Here is an 18,622-nt window from a genome sequence, read left to right on the forward strand (position 1 = left end):
GCATGAGCATGGAAAATTTACCGGAGGACGGCGAGGCTGTCATGTCAGGTAAAGCGTTTTACATGCCATACGGAAATACACAAATTCAGGATAAAACGTCTTACCTGGTAACCAAGCGATTGCTCGACATGTTGCTGTCTTTCGTGGGTTTGATCGTATTACTGCCGCTTTTTATCGTGGTGGGTGTTTTGATCAAGCTCGAAGATCCGAAGGGAAGCGTGTTTTTCAAGCAAATTCGGGTGGGCAAGAACGAGAAGCTATTCAACATGTATAAATTCCGTTCGATGGTGTCCAATGCCGAGGAGCTGAAAAAAGATTTGATGGAGCTGAATGAAGTGAGCGGCGCCATGTTCAAAATTAAAAACGATCCGCGGATTACGAAGATTGGCAGTTTTTTGCGCAAGACGAGTATTGATGAGATTCCGCAGCTGTGGAATGTGCTGGTCGGGGACATGACGTTAGTGGGTCCGCGTCCGCCATTGCCGAGCGAGGTTGAGCAATACTCCGATTATGACAAGCAACGCCTGATTGTCACACCGGGATGTACCGGCTACTGGCAGGTGAGCGCACGTAACAGTGTAGGCTTCGAAGAAATGGTGCAAATGGATTTGAAGTATATTCATGTTCGCAATACGTGGCTCGATCTGAAAATCATCATGAAAACAGGCATTAAAATGCTGTTCTCCAAGGATGCTTACTGATGGATGCATTCAAGCGGTGTCCCGCAGTGTCCGTCGTTATTTGCACCTATAACCGGGCGAACCTGCTGGAAAAAACGCTAATGTCCCTGCTGGAGCTGAACGACCTTGCGCTGGCTGAGATCATTGTGGTCGATAATCGCTCCACCGATCATACGGCGGCGACGATCAAAAGATTTAGTGCCGCACACGGTCAGGATATTCATCTCCGGTATCATTATGAGCGCGAGCAAGGATTATCAGCTGCTCGTAATGCGGGCATTACGTTATCGAGGGCAGAAGTCATTGCTTTTCTGGATGATGATGCGATCCCGTGTGTTTCATGGCTGCAAACGATTATGTCGACCTTCGGGAACAACCCCGAGCTGACGGCCATGGGCGGGAAGATAGATCCTTTGTTTGAAACGGAACGACCGGGTTGGCTGACAGGGCCGCTTGAGCTGCCTTACACGATTATTGACTTGGGAAAAGCCATCCGCGAATATCCGGCGGGACTGAATCCGTTCGGAGCGAATATGGCCATGCGCAAAACGGCTTTTGCTGCCGTGATGTTCCCGCTCCATTTGGGAAGAAAGGGAGATATCCTCTTATCTGGTGAAGAATCGTGGGTTTTCGAGCAGATTCGTAAAAATGGCGGAACGATCATGTATCATCCTCACATGGCTGTGAAGCATTTTGTTCCGGCTGCACGGTTGACGAAGGAATGGATCATGAATCGTTACTACTGTCAGGGCATGTCTCACGCTGTTCAGGCCGCAGGCCTGCGCGGCAACGTGATGCTGATGGCGAAGACGGCAGCCAAATGGCTATACAACACGGTGGACTCCCTGCTGGCACGTACTGAGGGCAGAAAGCTGTTGAACCGGTGCAGATTTGAAAGTATACGGGGAACCCTGGATACGCTGCGCAACCGGAAAAGCGAGTCAGCTGCGGGGTGAAGATTGATCATGAGCAACTATCCTTGGACTTCGAGAATAAACACAATACAGCATGTTTTCATTTTTCTTCTGGGCGCTCTTGCTGTAGGAGTTGCGGCTACTTATCAGCCGGTGGCCAGCATTGCGGCGGTATGCTTACTGCTTCTGCTGGCCGTTTCTATCCATCATCCGGAGCGCATCAGCTATGCAGTTCTGCTGAGCACGGCGGTATCGGTGGATTCCTTGTATCAGGGTGGCGTATTCGGTATCGAGATTTTGTCATTATACAAATTGGGCATTTTGGCCTTGCTGGTACCGTGCATGCTCGTTTACGGCATACGCCTCAAATTTAGCTATCCGATCTGGGCATTGGTGATCATGCTGGGGATTACATTTGGATTTTCAGCATGGCTGCCTACGCTGACGACCTCAATTGCAGTGAAGGCGTTCGTCGGACTATCGCTGCCCTTCTCTTTTTTACTGATCCAGTGGAAGAAGGAGGTGGCGGAAAAGCATATCCGGTTGATCAGCCTGCTGCCGATCATTAGTGTGGTCGTTGGACTCGGTTTACAGGTCGTAGGGCTGCATTCGTTTACCGATGTGGAATTTACGGGAGCGGTGAGAGTACAGGGGGGCGAACATTCCGCCGCATCTGGCGATGCTCTCCTTTCTCGGGATTGCCGTCTCGCTGATTGAGGTCAAACGCAAGCCGCAGCAAGCTGCCTTTTATTATACGGTGCTGGCGCTGAACTTTTTGATTCTGATTGCCACCGGTACACGCGGCCCGATTCTGGCACTGTTGCTAATGTTTGCAGTGTATCTGTTCGATATCGCCAGGCAGTATCTCAAGGGGAAAGTCAATTATTTGCTACCGCTGGCCGGATCGTTTTTGATTGCTCTGGGGGCGGTGGCCCTGCAATGGAACAATTTAAAAAAACGCTCCTTCGAGCGGGAGACCGATACGGGAATTGATCTGTCGGGACGCTCGGAGGCATGGGAATATTTCTTGAACAGAGTACAGGATTATCCGTGGTCAGGCAGGGGTCTTGGCGCGGTGACGGTTGCGAACGACGGGACGTTATTCAAAGGCTTTGTCGTGCCGCATAACGAGTATATACGCTTTTATTTTGACACGGGATATATCGGTTGCGGGTTATTGATGCTTTCATTGCTGGTCGTGTTCGTTCTCATTTACCGGTCGCTTGCCAAGCCAATCAAACCTTATTTTGCAAGCTTGATTGCGGGCTTTCTGATTTATTCGTTTTCAGATAACACGTTGTCGACGGTTCAGATGATTATTCCATTTTGCTGGTATTTGAACGCTTTATACCAGACATCTACTCAAACCGATTTTCGCAAAGAGAAGTGATACGATGAGCAGAGTGAACATGTTCGATGTCAACTTTGATAATTATGATTTTAACGATCTACTCGAATTTATAGATACTTCTATTGAGCATCAGCGTCATTCCTACATTTTGACCTGTAATGTCGATCATGTGATCAAGCTTCGCAAGGATGATGAATTCCGCAAGGTATATTCCGATGCAGGAGCTGTGGTGGCCGATGGAATGCCAATTATATGGGCGTCCAGGTTGCTGAAAAAGCCCCTCAAGCAAAAGGTGTCAGGCTCCGATCTGTTCACCCGGCTGGGGGAGGCTTTTGAGGATCGAGGCTATCGGTTGTTTTTTCTGGGTGCGGCGGACGGTATTCCTGAGAAGGCGATGGTCAATCTTCAGGAGTCGTACCCAAACATGAATGTAGTGGGTTGTTACTCTCCTTCCTATGGCTTTGAGAAAAATGAGGAAGAGAACAGACACATTGTCCAATTGCTGCAAGAGGCCCGCCCGGACATCGTTTTTGTCGGCGTAGGCGCACCTAAACAGGAAAAATGGATTTACAGATATTACGAGACATATCGCGCTCCGATTTCGATAGGGGTAGGAGCTACGTTTGATTTTCTGTCGGGAAATGTGAAACGTGCACCGGAGCTGATGCAGAAGACGGGATTTGAATGGTTTTGGCGGTTGTCTCAGGAGCCTAAACGTTTGTGGAAAAGATACTTGATTGAGGATTCCCAGTTTCTCGTTCTGCTGTTTAAGGAAATGTTCAAGCGGAACCGGGTGAAGGGAGGTCAGGGGTGAGAAATATGACTCGGCTGGCAGATCAGCAGGTTTCCGTTTGGTTAGGAAATCGGCGTGGAATCGGCATGATCGGCATGGGAGTGCTGGCTTGTATGCTGCCACTCGCCATCGGATTTGTCAGCGCCAAGATGAATCCCACCATGAGCCAGCAGGGAGCCATATTGCTGGCGCTCGTTTTTCCGGCCTTTTTGCTGGCGATCATCCAATCGCGGATGCTGATTCCGTACACACTGATGGTGTGGGCAGTAGGACCGGAAATCCGGCGCATTGCAGACTGGCTGGAGGGAACGTATCACTCGGTGTCCTTATTGAGCTTGGCACCGTTGCTGGTCAGCAGCATGTTGATTATTCCTGTGCTGCGTGGCATTCATCAGGCGGAAAAGCCATTAACCCGAATTGCTGTGTTTTTTGGTATTGAACTGGCCTACGGAAGTGCGGTCGGCTTGTTCAAAAATGGTATCGTTTTTGCTTATGATTTGGCCAACTATGTGATTCCTTTGCTACTGCTGCCTTATTTTGCGATTAAGCCCATGAAAGCGAAGGAGCTGGACCGTCTGCTGTATTCATATGCCAACATTGCCGTTCTCGTGGCGATTTACGGCATTATTCAGTATTTGACGGTGCCTCCATGGGATGCGTTTTGGATGAATAACGTAGAGATGAATTCCATTGGTATACCAGAGCCGCTTCAAATCAGAGTTTTCTCATTGATGAACTCGCCTGGTCCCTGCGCTATTTTTCTGGCAATGGCGCTCGTACCCATGATGATGGAAAAACGGTGGCGCGGCACATTGGGATGGATCGGGGTCCTGCTGACGGTCGTTTGTCTTTTGATCACGCTGGTACGTTCGGCTTGGCTGATTGCATTCGTTATGCTGCTGGCATATATCCTCACTTCATCCTCCAAGGGAAAGTGGAAAACCTTGTTTCAACTTGCTGTCGTTGGCCTCCTTCTCTACATCATTGTTCCGAAGCTGCCGGGGGCAGAAGGTCTCGTGGCCCGCATGCAAACGTTGACGGATATTCAACAGGATCATTCGTACAATGAACGCCTGGATCTGTTGCATACGATGCTTCCGGCCATTGTCGGTAATCCGGTGGGGCAGGGGATCGGGAGTGTAGGAATTGGAACCAAGCTAGATAACGGCGGCGATCTCGGTGAACTTGGGATTATGGATAATGGCTATATTGCCATTTTTCTCACCTTCGGTATTTTCGGAGCGTTCTTTTTCTTCGGTGGTCTGTTCGTTATCGTCAAGCGCCTCCTTGTGCGCATTGCCGAGCGAGATTCCAGCCAGCCTTATATCAGACTGGCGTTGGCTACGTGGGCCGGAGCTGTAGCCAGTCTCATATCGGATAACGGTTTTCCCGGTATGCGCGGCTATCTGATCTGGATGATGATCGGCATAGGACTGTGGGCGAAAGATGTCATCGTGGAAAGAAGGTAAAGGCTGTGCAAAACTTACAAACATTATCCGCACCTGTCCGGACACTATGGTCCACGGTGGTTCGCTTTGCCAAGAGCAAGGATAGCAGCTCGGCAGCAGTCAAAACGATGATATTCAGCATGCTGATTCTCGTCGTAAACATGCTGACTGGCGTGCTGACGGCCCGATTCTTGGGTCCTACCGGACGCGGGGAACAGACCGCGATGGTGAACTGGTCCCAATTTCTTGCCTTCTGCATGAGCTTCGGTGTCCCGTCCGCGTTGATTTACAATGCGAAAAGGAACCCGGAGGAAACAGGCAAGCTGTACGGCCTCGCCTTGCTACTGGCGACGATGTTCGGGGGCTTGGCGACACTTATCGGCGTGTTCCTGATTCCTTATTGGCTGCGCTCCTTTTCTTCATCGGTCATCCTGTTCGCCCAATGCTCCATGATGATGTGTCCGCTTATCGCGATCTCACAGATCAATAATGCATTGCTTCAGGTCCGGTCGGAATACAAGCAGTACAATTTGTTTCGGTATCTTGTGCCGCTGAGTACGCTGCTGGGTCTGGCGATCCTGATCCTGACGGGTCAAATGAATCCGTACACCTCAGCCCTGGCCTATTTGCTGCCAGGTTTGCCGATTTATATCGGTGTCACGATTCGAATGGTTCGGCTGTACAAACCGAAGGTGAAGAACAGCTGGACGCAATTCAAAAATCTCTTTACCTACGGCATGGGCTCATACGGCAATGATCTCATGGGGCAGGTTTCTACTTACATTGATCAGATCCTGATTGCGGGTCTGCTCAGACCGGCTGATCTCGGCTTATATGCGGTAGCGGTCAGCCTGGCCCGGATGGTGAATGTATTTTCAACCTCGATTATCGTCGTGCTCTTTCCCAAGGCCTCCGGGTTAAACAAGGAGGACGCGGTTGCAATAACATTCCGGGCATTTCGGGTGACTTCAACAGCAACGATTCTGGCTGCCACGATGCTGATGCTGATTGCTCCGTTCGTATTTACATTGCTATATGGTCAGGAGTTTAAACAAGCGCTTACGGTATTCCGGTTACTGGTGCTTGAGGTTGCTATCAGCGGAGGAACCATGGTGCTGGCACAGCAATTCATGGCGCTGGGTAAGCCCAAGCTGGTTACCATCCTACAGGGTGTCGGATTGGCGCTCGTCATACCATTGCTGTCTATACTCGTTCCGAGATACGGCTTGACGGGTGCAGGGATAGCAATGCTGTCTTCGGGGATTCTACGGTTCGGTTTCATTTTATGTAATGTTAAATTCGTTCTGAAAATGAAAATTCCGAGACTGCTTATTTCCAAACAAGATATTCAATGGCTCCGATCAACGATGTCACACTACATCCGGAAAAAGCCAGTTAACGGTTAGATAAAGAAGGAGGCACCCCCTAATGAACCACATGTCTAGCGTTCCCGCGGACAACCGGATATCCGTAGTTATTATCGCTCAGGATGATGGCACTCGAATCACAGCCGCCATTAAATCCTGCAAGCCCTTTGCGGACGATATCGTCGTCATTGACGGAGGGAGCAAGGACAATACGATTCAGGTAGCTGAATCATTGGGCTGTCGGGTGTTTTCCAACCCATGGCCCGGTTATGCGAAGCAGCGCATGTTTGGTGTTGAAAAAGCCGAATTTGATTGGATTTTCCTGATTGATACGGACGAGGTTGTAGATGCGGAGCTTCTTGGAGATTTGTTGAAGGTCAAGGAAACACTCCATGATCCGGCCAAAGCATATTCTGTGTTTCGAATTGGTGATTTTCTGGGCAAATGGATGAACAAAGGCGAGCATTTGGTTCGTCTGTACAATCGGCGTATTTACGGCATTACGAATAGTCTTGTTCATGAAATGCCGGATGTAGCCTCTTCCCAGATCATTAAACTGGAGGGTGTGTTATGGCACTACGGCTTCCGCAGTATCAGTGATCATATGACCCGTTTTAACAAGTATACGGACCTCGAAGCTGAGACGGCCTTTAACAAAGGCAGATCCTTTCGGATTTCCAGGCTGTTGTTGCGACCTCCGGCCCGCTTTGTGCAGAAGTATTTTGTCCAAGGCTTATACCGCAAGGGATTGGCAGGTTTTGCAGTAGCGGTCTTTTGGGTAATGTACGAGTTTCTGGTCTGCTTCAAGCATTATGAGCTGACGAAGCGGCGAAAAAAAATAGAGATTGTGGAAGACGGACAGACCGAGCAGAAAGGAGAAACCAGCTATGTCGTACAATAACGGATTTCGCATTGCAGCAACAGGGCTTAGCTGGCCGTCCCTGCAGCCCGGCGGATTAAACACGTACTTCAAATCCATCTGTGAGCAACTGGCGGAGCAAAATACGCTGGATGCTTTAATCTGTAGCGATGAGAAGCCGCAAGTACCTGAAAATATCCGAATTCATTCAATTGGCAGCAAGCAGCAATCCATCTGGAAGCGTCGAGAGCTGATGCAAAAATATGCAGCAACGCTGTTCGACAAGCAGCCGATAGATGTGCTCTACTCCCATTTTGCCCCCTATGGTGTCGGCCCGGCGCTGGAGGCGAAAAAACGGGGAATTCCGGTAGTCACCACCTTCCACGGCCCATGGACGGAGGAAATGAAGATTGAAGGGCAAGGCCTCAAGCATCTGCTGAAAACAACGTTGGCCAAATCCATTGAAATGAAGGCTTATGGTCTGGCGGACAAATTTGTAGTGCTGAGCGAAACCTTTCGGGATATTCTGCATGAGCATTATAAGGTTCCACTCAGCAAAATCCATATCATTCCCGGTGCGGCGAATGTAGAGAGGTTCCATCCGGCAGAGGATCGGGGGATGGTGCGGGAACGGCTGAATTTGCCACAGAATGCGACGATTGTGCTGACCGTCCGTCGTCTTGTTAACCGAATGGGACTGCTACAGCTGCTGGAAGCATGGCGGCGGGTAACCGAGCGTCATCCTGATCATCTGCTGCTGATTGGGGGGAAGGGACCTCTGATGGAGGAACTGGCTTCCAAGGTGGCAGAATACAATCTTCATAATCATGTGAGATTGCTTGGATATGTATCGGATGAGGAACTCCCCCTGTATCATCAGGCATCGAATATGTTCGTTGTGCCGACACAGGCACTGGAGGGCTTCGGCCTGATTACGGTGGAGGCGATGGCCTCGGGGTTGCCAGTGATGGCGACTCCTGTAGGCGGCAACAGGGAAATTTTAAGTGGATTCCGTCCGGAGCTGTTGTTCCGGGGAACGGACAGCGAAGCCATTGCGGAAGGACTGCTGCGTGTGCTGGATAACCGCGAAGCCCTTCCCAACGCACGGGAATGCAGGGACCATGTCCTGAGCAAATATACGTGGGGACATGTGGCGGAGCAGGTTGAAGATGTGTTCCGGCAGGTCCTTGACAGAAAGGCGGCTGCAAAATGCTGAGAATAGCTTATATCGACCACACGGCAAGATGGAGCGGTGGCGAAGTTGCGTTGTATAACATACTGACGAACATCGGGGAACATATCGACCCGCTCGTGATTTTGGCGGAGGAAGGCGATTTGGCCGATCGTCTTCGGCAGCGCAACATTGATGTACGTATCGTTCCACTGGATGATTCCATTCGCAATCGGGGGCGGAATGCCGTCAATCTGGGTGCGCCTGCGGCAGCCTACCGACTGTTGGCTTATGGGAAAAAGCTTGCGCCTTTGCTGCGCGAGGAAAAGGTCGTGTGTGTTCACACGAACTCGCTCAAGTCAGCGTTCTACGGCGCAGTAGCCGCGAAGTCAGCGAAGGTGCCGTTGATCTGGCATATCCGTGACCATATCGGTCCGCCGTACCTGAAGCCGATTGTGGCCAAAGGCATACGGCTGATGTCCCGCTTTTTGCCCAACGGCGTCATTGCCAATTCCAAGTCCACGCTGAGTGCGCTGGAGCTGCCCCCGGACAAAAAGACGCTCGTCGTCTACTCGGCATTTGCCAAAGCGATTACAGCCCGTGATGCGACTGCAAATTCACGTGACGATGACTCGTTTAACGTCGTGTTGGTCGGTAGACTGGCAGAGTGGAAGGGACAGCACATTTTACTGGAAGCGGCGCGCTCTTTTTTACCGGATAAGCGTGTGAAATTTTGGCTGGCTGGAGATGCGCTCTTCGGCGAAGAGGAATACAAACGCCGTCTGGAATCCACGATGCGCGAATACGGATTAGACAACGTTAATTTACTTGGACACGTCGATGACATTCAGGGCTTGATGCAGCGTTGTGATCTGCTGATTCACACCTCCATCACACCGGAGCCGTTCGGGCAGGTCATTATTGAAGGCATGGCCGCAGGGCTGCCGGTGATTGCTTCGAATGAGGGTGGACCCAGGGAAACCGTCGTACCGAACGAAACCGGGCTACTTATTGAACCGGGTGATCCGGCCAAGCTGGAAGAAGCCATCCGCTGGATGCTGGAGCATCCACAGGAACGTCAGCAAATGGGCGATAAAGGGATGGAACGGGTCAAGAAGCATTTTGTTATCGAGAACACGGTTAAGGATATAGTTCATTACTATAAGGGTTTGTTGGCAGGAGTCTGACCGACATTCGCGTTAAAGGATGATTCAGATGAAAATAGCGATAGCACACGATTACTTAATCCAAATGGGCGGAGCGGAAAGGGTGGTAGAGGTATTCCACGATATGTATCCGGAGGCTCCAATCTTCACAACGGTGTTCAGCGACGACCGCCTGTCGAACAACTTGAAGGATGCAGATATTAGAGCCACCTGGCTACAGAACATCCCGGGAGTGAAGGCCAATTTCAAAGGAGTGCTGCCGCTGTACCCCATCGCTATCCGTGATTTTGATTTTAGGGATTTCGACATTGTGTTAAGCTCCAGCAGCGCATTTATGAAAAGCATCCAGGTACCTAAACATACGTTTCACATTTGTTACTGTCACACACCGATGCGGTTTGCCTGGGATTACGATACATATATGGCCCGGCAGTCCAAATCCAACCTGCTCAAAAGCATGCTAAAGCTTTACATGAATCGGTTGAAAACATGGGATGCCAAAACTTCTCGCAACGTAAACCAATTTGTCGCCAACTCTTCGGTCGTCAAACGGAGAATCCTGCACTATTACCAACGGGAGTCGGATGTCATTTTCCCTCCTGTTAATACATCCCGTTTCCAACGTGCTACAAGCATCGGTGACTATTACCTGATCGTATCCCGGTTAGTGTCCTACAAGCGCGTTGACCTGGCGATTGAGGCATTCAAGCGCAATGGTCTCAAGTTGCGCATTGTCGGTGAAGGACCGGATCGCAAAAGACTGGAAGGCATGGCCTCCCCGAACATTGAGTTTCTTGGCAGACTTGAAGACGAAGAGGTCAACAAGCTGATGGCAGAATGCCGTGCGCTCGTTTTTCCGGGGGAAGAGGACTTCGGTATCACGCCTCTGGAGGCGAATGCAGCCGGACGGCCTGTTATCGCTTATCAGGGCGGGGGAGCGTTGGATACCATTGTCCCTAATGTGAATGGTGTATTTTTCCGCAGACATCAGGTAGAGGATGTGCTGGAGGCGGTCGCCAAGGTCGAGCAGCATGCATGGGATGTGGACGGTATCATTAGCCATGCACGCAAATTTGATGAAGATACGTTCAAGGATCATTTCAAAAAGTATGTAGAGCAAGCCTATGTGAACTTTCTAAAAGGAGGATGAACGGAATGAAGCTGGCTGTAATCGGTACTGGATACGTTGGACTCGTCTCGGGCGTGTGTTTTGCACATAAAGGTAATGAGGTGATTTGTGTCGATCTGGAGCAGCACAAAATCGATATGCTGAACCGGGCGGAATCTCCTATTTATGAACCTGGCATTGAGGAATTGATCGCGTTAAATCTGGAAGCGGGTCGTTTGGAGTTTACTTCGGATTTGGCCGACGCGGTTCGCCGCTCGGATATCGTTATTTTGGCGGTAGGTACGCCGTCTCTGGCTAACGGTGAAGCTAATCTGTCCTACATTGAGCAGGCTGCTGCTGATGTCGGGAAGGCCATGAACGGGTATAAAATTATAATGACCAAGAGCACGGTGCCTGTCGGAACGAACGAAAAGATCAAGGACGTGCTGGCCCGTCATACGAGTTTGTCCTTCGATATTGTATCCGCTCCGGAATTTCTGAGAGAAGGCTCTGCTATCAATGATACACTCCATCCAGATCGCATCATTATCGGTTTGGACAACACGGGGCTGCGTGAAACGATGGTTTCGCTGCATCAGGTGTTCACGGATAAAATTTATGTAACGGATATCCGCAGTGCAGAGATGATCAAATACGCGTCCAACGCATTTCTGGCGACCAAAATCTCGTTTATCAACGAAATCGCCAATATTTGCGAAAAGGTAGGCGCGGATGTTACCTGTGTGGCTGACGGTATGGGGATGGACAAACGAATCGGGTCCTCTTTCCTGCAAGCTGGGATCGGGTACGGTGGTTCTTGCTTCCCGAAAGACACGAATGCGCTCATCCAAATTGCGGGTAATGTGGATTATGAATTTAAGCTGTTAAAATCGGTGGTCGAGGTTAACACTGACCAGCGTTTCATGATCGTATCCAAGCTGCGTGAATCGCTGGGTCAGCTGCACGGCGTGCCGATTGGCATTTGGGGCTTGGCCTTCAAGCCGAATACAGACGATATCCGCGAGGCTCCGGCACTGGAAATCGTTGAAACGCTGGTTCAGGCAGGTGCTATTGTGAAGCTGTATGATCCGATTGCAATGGAAAAATTCAAGGAGCGCGTGGATCATCCGAATATTGTATGGTGCTCCTCCCCGCAGCAAGCTGCCGAGGGAAGCGACGCGGTCTGCCTGCTGACCGATTGGGAAGAGTTCAAAAACGTCAATCTCTTACAATTGTCTTCCATTCTGCACAAGCCAGTCCTGATTGACGGTCGTAACGTATTTACGGAGGAGCAGATTCAAGGCTCGGGGCTGGAATACTATTCCGTGGGTCGTCCGCGGATGAGTGGGTGGAATCGGGATAAGGTGGAAGCTTAAAAAAGTGACGGATTTAAAAGTGAAACATTAAAAAGTGACTGTGGTGGTTTTGGAGACGCTACGCGTGCAGATTGTTCTTCCGATTGCTGTTACCCCCGGATTTTCTTGATTGTGTAAAACATTCAAAGGTTAAAATCCGGGGATAAAGGCAAACGCTGCCGCTTCTTCAGAACAATTCTGCCCGCTTCGCTGCTTTCCGCCGTGGAGTCACAATTTTTAACCTCCACCTTATGGGGGGAGGTAGGAAGGGCGTATCCGAAGGAGCGGCGCGGGTGGTACCGCTCCTTCGGATTAAGGCGCCATGCGGCTGCGCCGCACCGCTCCTTCGGAGCAAGGCTGCCATGCGATTGCGCTATGCTGCTCCTTCCGAGCAAGGGCGTGGCAGGGCCGACTGATACTTGAAGCCTGCAAGCACGGCAGGCAAGCGCGCGAGCGTCTTTACAGGCTGACCGGACATGAATCGTCCGGTCGTGCTTTTTGCAATAAACGGTATGATTGGCATGATGCATATTTGAGTAGCGCAGGGATGGATTTGAAGCTGGAGAAGCGGAGCGTTCGCCTGAAAGCTTTCCAAAGGAAAGCTCGCATCGGAAGCATTAGCTTAGTGGGATTCTTACATCTAAATGTCTTACACAATCCAAAGAATCCCACGGCAACAGCGATCGTAAGATCAAATCCATCCCGTAGCGGGCTACTCGACCTTGCCCATCCGATCACCTACCCAAATTAGAGAGGAAGTGGAGAGTTATGAAGCTCGTACTTTTGTCTGGTGGTTCCGGTAAGAGATTATGGCCTTTGTCCAACGATTCCCGTTCCAAACAATTTTTGAAGGTGCTGGAGAGTCCGGAGGGTAATTCGGAATCTATGGTGCAGCGGGTGTGGAGACAACTGGGGGATAACGGCTTGTCCGAATCCTCGTTTATTGCAACAGGGAGAGCGCAGGTTGAAATGATTCAGAGTCAGGTTGGGCAGGATACGCGCATCATTGTTGAGCCGGAACGAAGAGATACTTTTCCCGCGATTGCGTTAACAGCCACTTATCTATATTCCATCGTGGGTGTTTCGCCCGATGAAATCGTTGCTATATTGCCGGTAGATCCCTATGTAGAGGATGCTTTCTTTGCTACAGTTGCCCAGTTGGAACATACTCTTCAGGAGAGTGAAGGCAAGCTTGCGTTAATCGGGGTTGTCCCTTCCTATCCTTCTGAGAAATATGGTTACATTATACCTAAAAATGATGCCACACAAGGTAGCACAGGCTACCGCAAAGTGAGCCATTTTCAAGAGAAACCCGACCGGGAGCAGGCGGAGCGTCTGATGGAACGCAATGCTCTATGGAACTGCGGGGTTTTTGCATTCAAATTGGGTTACTTGCTCGATATCTTGGCATCCAAAGGATTGCCGTTGAACTATGAAGAAATGCAAAAGCAATATTCTTCTCTGGAAAAAATCAGCTTTGACTATGAGGTAGTCGAGAAGGAGAAGGATATCGTTGTTCTTCCATATGATGGATTCTGGAAGGATTTAGGTACCTGGAACACCTTAACGGAAGAAATGTCCCATCAGCAAGTGGGCAGAGGCGTAGTAACGGAGGATTGCGTCAATACGAGCCTTATCAACGAACTGGATATCCCCGTGGCGATCATCGGAACGAATGATCTGATCGTAGCTGCCAGCCCGGATGGCATCCTTGTGACCAATAAGGCGGAAAGTCCGCGCATCAAGGAAGTGCTCAAGGCTCATAATCAGCGTCCAATGTACGAAGAGCGCCGTTGGGGTCATTATCGGGTAGTGGATTATGTGAAGTATGACGAGGGCAACGAGGTATTGACCAAGCGAATCCGTGTGCTGCAAGGCAAAAATATCAGCTACCAACTTCATTTCAAACGGAGTGAAATTTGGACCATTATTAGCGGTGAAGCGGAAATTATTTTGAATGAAAAGCTGCATAAGGTGAAGGCTGGTGATGTGGTTCGCATTCCAGAAGGGACGAAGCATAGCATTTTAGCCGTGACCGATGTGGAATTGATCGAGGTACAGACAGGTTCTGAGTTGATCGAAGAGGATATTGTCCGTTTTTGCATGGACTGGGATGAAATTTCCCGTCACCAGTTTATTTCATAAATGAGCATCTTGCAACCATCCTGGAAGATAAAAAAGGACTCATTTATGAAGTTTTTTAGCCCGAACTGTCGAAAATACGCGAAAATCTGTAAATTCATGAACATGACCTATTAAATTTTGGTAAAAAAAAGTCGATACTTAGGGTAAGAAGGAATCCAAACTCCTTCCACGATAAACGCAGCCCTGTTGAAAGGCAGGTACGCAAAGCTAAAGGGCCTTCCGTGAGGATGGCAGCCTGGCTACCGAAAGGAAGAGCGAGAGTGAGCCCCTATTTTACCCCTGTGTATCGATTGATACGCAGTGTACTCCCCGTTGTTATGCTTTTTTCCTTGTTGCCCGCCGGTTTTGGTGAATCTCTGTCCGTGGCGAATGCTGCCACATTACAGCCTGTTAATTCGGACGCTTCTGCTGAGGCCCGTGAACTATACAACTATTTGATCAGCATCTCGGGAAAAAAGATGGTCACAGGTCAACATGATTATTTGGAAAGTCCGGATGAATTAAGCAACAAGGTCCAGAAAATCAGTAAGGCGTATGCTGGTGTACATGGCTACGAGATGGGAGCCATCTCCGGCCAGTCCGCCGCTACGGAGGCAGCACAACGTAAAAATGTCATCGATAGCGCCATACGTTGGAGTAGAGCTGGCGGAATGGTTACGATGACTTATCATGAACCGCTGCCGGGTAAACCACTGACTTGGGCCAATGTGCAGGCGAAAGTAAGCCAGGCGGAGTTCAATAAATACGTGACGCCGGGTACTACGCAGTATAATCTTCTCATTGCCGATCTGGATAAGGTCGCTGTATCGTTAAAGCAGCTTCGTGATGCAGGCGTTCCAGTATTATGGAGACCTTACCACGAAATGAACGGCGACTGGTTCTGGTGGGGAAACAAAAACAATTTCAATCAGCTCTGGAATATCATGTATGACCGTTTTGTAAACACGCATCAACTAAACAATCTGCTGTGGGTATGGAGTCCGAACGCGCCTAATTCGTACACTGTTCCATATACCCCGAAATATCCGGGGGATGACAAAGTGGATATTTTGGCTGTAGACATTTACAACCATGATTTTAAGCAAAGCCATTACGAAGGACTGCTCGGACTGGCACGGAATAAGCCGATTGCCATTGGGGAACACGGTGAGGTGCCCAGTCCCGAGGTGATGCAGGCTCAGCCAAAATGGGTGTATTCCATGACCTGGGGCAAGATGCTGACCGAAAATAACACGACGGATCAGATTCAGGATTATATGAATGATTCGACAAGCTTGACGCGGGATGATGTGAAAAAAGGGTTAGCTGCGATGAAAGAACCTGAGACGGAGCTACCGACCGTACCGGACACGGGGCCAAACGATCCAACTCCGGCTCCGCCAGTGGTAAGTAAACCAGCCCCGCCTTCCGTTCCGGATATGGTCTACGTGAACGGGCTGCGGGGTGAATATTTTAACAGCATGGATCTGGACGGCACCGCTGTTTTGGTTCGTACAGACAGTAAGCTGGATTATAACTGGCGTGCGGCCTCGCCTGATCCCGAGGTGAAGGCTGATCAGTTCTCGGTCCGCTGGACGGGCAAAATCAAGCCGCAATATAGTGAGACCTATACGCTTACCACGATATCCGATGATGGCATTCGTGTATGGGTAGACGGCAAGCTGGTTATTGATAGCTGGTTCAAACAAAGCTGGACAGAACGCAAGGACAGCATTACCTTGCAAGCAGGCAAAATGGCAGATTTGAAAGTTGAATATTATGATGAAAAAGGCGACGCAATGGCACGTCTGATGTGGGAAAGTCAGCATGAAGCGAAAGCGGTAATTCCCGGCAACGCTTTGTTTCTTCCTTGATATATACTCTTTCCCCGCCAAAAATTTTGAGGAGAGAGGGTGGAGCACAATGATGAAAAAATGGTTGACCCAAAGGTATATAGTATTATTGGCCGGGCTGCTGGGGGTCGCAGCTATAGCGATGATCGCCTGGTTTATTCATACGCCTCCCAAGAGTGAAGAACTTCAGACGATTAAAGTAGCGGCGGCCAGTCCGGTATGGAAACTCGGTCAGCGGGATGACTCTTCAGCAGAATTTAAAGGTATGGTCGGTAAGGACAATGTCAATATTTCGGCGGCCTCCACCGAGTCGTCTGCTAAAGGAGCATCGTCAGCGATGTCCATAGCAGAGAGTACAACGGCTCCGGTATTGCTCAGCAGTGGAGATATTCCTCCCGGTTTAAATGCGTCCATGAATCCTGAACTATCACTCCAGTACAAGCTGGATCAGGTTCCTCCCAACGGGATGATATTCCGTGTACGGATTTTGGATGCGGGCAAAGCCGTTCCCCAAATGGCTGTATTTTCAAATCATCAGCTGTCCGGTATCATTCAGATTGCCGGGGTTTCCGGCACAGGCAGTGCATATAATTTCAAAAACAACTACGAGCTGTATATCCCCAAAGAGCAATTGCAAAGCGGTGTTAACGTACTCAAGCTAAAGACAGCGCGCTGCCTATACTGCTCCTCTGCTGAAGATAAAAATGTGTGGTGGACTTGGGATGACTTGAGCTTGGAGACGTTAGCTTCACCTGCGACTGAGCCGATACACGGTAAATATATACTGACCGGAACGAATGTGAACAATAAAGAATTTTATTATGATCAGGGTGCAGTAAAACATTTACCATACGTTCTCAAATGGCTGGGAATTGCATATAGCGGCAATGTCATGAGAGTCACATGCGCTAGTAATGTGAACAAGGCATGCACAGACGTGGAAGAGTACTACCAAACGTTGAAGCAGTATAATATGCAATCGTCGGCTTTGTATTTATATACGGGCGATATCAAGCTGCAAAAAGACGGCTCCCTGCCGGAGACGGCCAAGCAGAAATTGCGCGATTATGTAAAAAAATATGGTTCATACCTGCAATATTATGAAGTGGATAATGAACCGGGATTGTTTAACCGCTCGAAAGCGGTCAATCTGGCCGTGGCCCAAGTGGCTGAATACGGAAGGTAAGCAATTGGCGCCACATCTCAAAACGGTAGCGCCGGGCTGGGCCTACTGGCCGACGTATTCGACCAAGGCTTGTAAAAACCAAACCGGAGGTACGCTGAAATGCGGCGATCCGGATGGATGGGAGCGGGACCCGGCACAACGTAAACAGCTGGAGGATGTCACCGACCTGACTAACGGGCACGCCTACGGCGAATCGTATAATGAAGAGGGCGGGGGCAGCTTCGTTCAAAATCTGAAAACCTTCGGCGGTTCAAGCAATGGGCTGGAGAAGAAGATGCTGAATACGGAGTTTGGTACGAACGATACGCATCGGGACAACCCTGATTACGGGGCCAGTCAGCCACAAGCAGCAGCATTCGACCGGATTATGCGTTCGCAGATCGGTTTTGCCAATATGTTTATCCAGCATGCTGCTTTTTATAAGGACTACACGCTGTTTAAAACCGGCTTTGACCTGCAAAATCACAATCCGGCGAATACGGAAATTTATCCGTTCGGACAAGGGCAGGACAGCCGTGTAAACATCATGAGACGCTTGAGTCTGGCTTATGCCACACACGGGAAACCATTGACTTATACGGTCCTGAATCCGGAGGAAACGAAGGATAAGATGGTCTATGTCCGTACAGTGGATACGTCTAAGCTTAAACCGCTGGCTGGCAGTGGGGCCACCTCGGACAAATTGCTAGTGAACCTGGTGAATTTTGAATCCACAGCACAGACGATCCGTGTACGGGTGACGATGCCGAAAGCCGGTTTGTACACGGGTGAACGCTTCGGAGCTGGCTCTACGTACAGCCAGGCACAGCGTTCCATATCCGGACTCAAGGCTTCGCCTGCCCTTGATTTTGAAGAAAAGCTGGGTCCCGGAGAGTCGGTGCAATACATTCTGGAACTGAAAAGTACAGATCAGACCGCAGCTTCGGCTCCTACAGAGGTGAAGGCCGCCTCTGTTCAGGAAGGCGCGGTAAAGATCAATTGGCTTCAGGCAGAAGGCGTATCCGCCTATGATGTACTGCGTGCGGACGGGACAAACGGGGCGTATCAGGTGATTGCATCGGAAGTAGTGGGAAGCGCGTATACGGACCACACGGTGAAAGCCGGAAGTCACTACGCTTACAAAGTCCGAGCGACTGGGGGCACCCAAGTGTCCCCGGCGGCCGAGGTCGCTTAATCAGGACAGATACAGAGTAGGACCAGCGTCGAAGAATACCTTACATGCAACCGAAAATAGAATGCCAAAGAAC

Annotated in this window: 15 protein-coding genes, 1 pseudogene and 1 riboswitch; of the genes and pseudogenes, 15 read left to right on the forward strand and 1 reads right to left on the reverse strand. The window is 49.9% G+C overall.

Annotated features, from left to right (window positions below):
* Nucleotides 1–2 precede the first annotated feature (2 nt).
* The 12 genes from QMK20_RS05680 to QMK20_RS05735 are packed head-to-tail and all read left to right on the forward strand — an operon-like array spanning nt 3 to nt 12,233.
* The gene (locus QMK20_RS05680) at nt 3–701 is read left to right on the forward strand and encodes a sugar transferase (RefSeq protein ID WP_025685121.1); all 699 of its coding nucleotides are present in this window, start codon (nt 3–5) and stop codon (nt 699–701) included.
* Nucleotides 701–1,636, forward strand: coding sequence for a glycosyltransferase (locus tag QMK20_RS05685; RefSeq protein WP_283654955.1), 936 nt, complete (start codon nt 701–703; stop codon nt 1,634–1,636). The genes QMK20_RS05680 and QMK20_RS05685 overlap by 1 nt, the downstream gene beginning before the upstream one ends.
* 9 nt (nt 1,637–1,645) lie before the next feature.
* A complete protein-coding gene (locus tag QMK20_RS27550; protein WP_283654956.1) occupies nt 1,646–2,311 on the forward strand; it encodes a hypothetical protein in 666 nt (221 codons plus the stop codon).
* Nucleotides 2,274–2,984 carry an O-antigen ligase family protein gene (locus QMK20_RS27555; protein ID WP_283654957.1) on the forward strand — a complete coding sequence of 237 codons (711 nt, stop codon included), beginning with the start codon at nt 2,274–2,276 and terminating at the stop codon, nt 2,982–2,984. The genes QMK20_RS27550 and QMK20_RS27555 overlap by 38 nt, the downstream gene beginning before the upstream one ends.
* Before the next feature lie 4 nt (nt 2,985–2,988).
* Nucleotides 2,989–3,759 (forward strand): WecB/TagA/CpsF family glycosyltransferase, encoded by a 771-nt coding sequence (locus tag QMK20_RS05700; RefSeq protein ID WP_283654958.1) that lies wholly within the window; start codon nt 2,989–2,991, stop codon nt 3,757–3,759.
* Between the two features lie 5 nt (nt 3,760–3,764).
* Nucleotides 3,765–5,207 (forward strand): O-antigen ligase family protein, encoded by a 1,443-nt coding sequence (locus tag QMK20_RS05705; RefSeq protein ID WP_283656215.1) that lies wholly within the window; start codon nt 3,765–3,767, stop codon nt 5,205–5,207.
* Nucleotides 5,208–5,212: 5 nt separating this feature from the next.
* The gene (locus tag QMK20_RS05710; RefSeq protein WP_283654959.1) at nt 5,213–6,592 is read left to right on the forward strand and encodes a lipopolysaccharide biosynthesis protein; all 1,380 of its coding nucleotides are present in this window, start codon (nt 5,213–5,215) and stop codon (nt 6,590–6,592) included.
* A gap of 22 nt (nt 6,593–6,614) precedes the next feature.
* Nucleotides 6,615–7,454 carry a glycosyltransferase family 2 protein gene (locus QMK20_RS05715; RefSeq protein WP_283654960.1) on the forward strand — a complete coding sequence of 280 codons (840 nt, stop codon included), beginning with the start codon at nt 6,615–6,617 and terminating at the stop codon, nt 7,452–7,454.
* Nucleotides 7,441–8,628 (forward strand): glycosyltransferase family 4 protein, encoded by a 1,188-nt coding sequence (locus tag QMK20_RS05720; RefSeq protein WP_283654961.1) that lies wholly within the window; start codon nt 7,441–7,443, stop codon nt 8,626–8,628. The genes QMK20_RS05715 and QMK20_RS05720 overlap by 14 nt, the downstream gene beginning before the upstream one ends.
* Nucleotides 8,622–9,770 (forward strand): glycosyltransferase family 4 protein, encoded by a 1,149-nt coding sequence (locus QMK20_RS05725; protein ID WP_044645219.1) that lies wholly within the window; start codon nt 8,622–8,624, stop codon nt 9,768–9,770. The genes QMK20_RS05720 and QMK20_RS05725 overlap by 7 nt, the downstream gene beginning before the upstream one ends.
* A 28-nt stretch (nt 9,771–9,798) precedes the next feature.
* Nucleotides 9,799–10,899, forward strand: coding sequence for a glycosyltransferase (locus tag QMK20_RS05730; protein ID WP_044645218.1), 1,101 nt, complete (start codon nt 9,799–9,801; stop codon nt 10,897–10,899).
* Nucleotides 10,900–10,904: 5 nt separating this feature from the next.
* The gene (locus tag QMK20_RS05735; protein WP_283654962.1) at nt 10,905–12,233 is read left to right on the forward strand and encodes a UDP-glucose dehydrogenase family protein; all 1,329 of its coding nucleotides are present in this window, start codon (nt 10,905–10,907) and stop codon (nt 12,231–12,233) included.
* 352 nt (nt 12,234–12,585) lie between these two features.
* On the opposite strand, the gene QMK20_RS05740 is transcribed toward QMK20_RS05735, so the two are convergent.
* Complete coding sequence (locus tag QMK20_RS05740; RefSeq protein ID WP_283654963.1) at nt 12,586–12,807, reverse strand: hypothetical protein; 222 nt, start codon at nt 12,805–12,807, stop codon at nt 12,586–12,588.
* Between the two features lie 173 nt (nt 12,808–12,980).
* Here QMK20_RS05740 and QMK20_RS05745 point away from each other — a divergent pair, with 173 nt between their 5' ends.
* The 3 genes and pseudogenes from QMK20_RS05745 (at nt 12,981) to QMK20_RS05755 (ending at nt 18,549) form a co-directional block, all read left to right on the forward strand.
* Complete coding sequence (locus tag QMK20_RS05745; RefSeq protein WP_283654964.1) at nt 12,981–14,357, forward strand: sugar phosphate nucleotidyltransferase; 1,377 nt, start codon at nt 12,981–12,983, stop codon at nt 14,355–14,357.
* Between the two features lie 166 nt (nt 14,358–14,523).
* A riboswitch (cyclic di-GMP riboswitch) is annotated at nt 14,524–14,604 on the forward strand.
* A complete protein-coding gene (locus QMK20_RS05750) occupies nt 14,585–16,210 on the forward strand; it encodes a glycosyl hydrolase (protein WP_349361924.1) in 1,626 nt (541 codons plus the stop codon). It overlaps the preceding riboswitch by 20 nt.
* A gap of 49 nt (nt 16,211–16,259) precedes the next feature.
* Nucleotides 16,260–18,549 (forward strand): annotated as a pseudogene (locus QMK20_RS05755) (hypothetical protein).
* Nucleotides 18,550–18,622 lie beyond the last annotated feature (73 nt).

The organism is Paenibacillus sp. RC334 (genome assembly GCF_030034735.1).
Taxonomy (GTDB): domain Bacteria; phylum Bacillota; class Bacilli; order Paenibacillales; family Paenibacillaceae; genus Paenibacillus; species Paenibacillus terrae_A.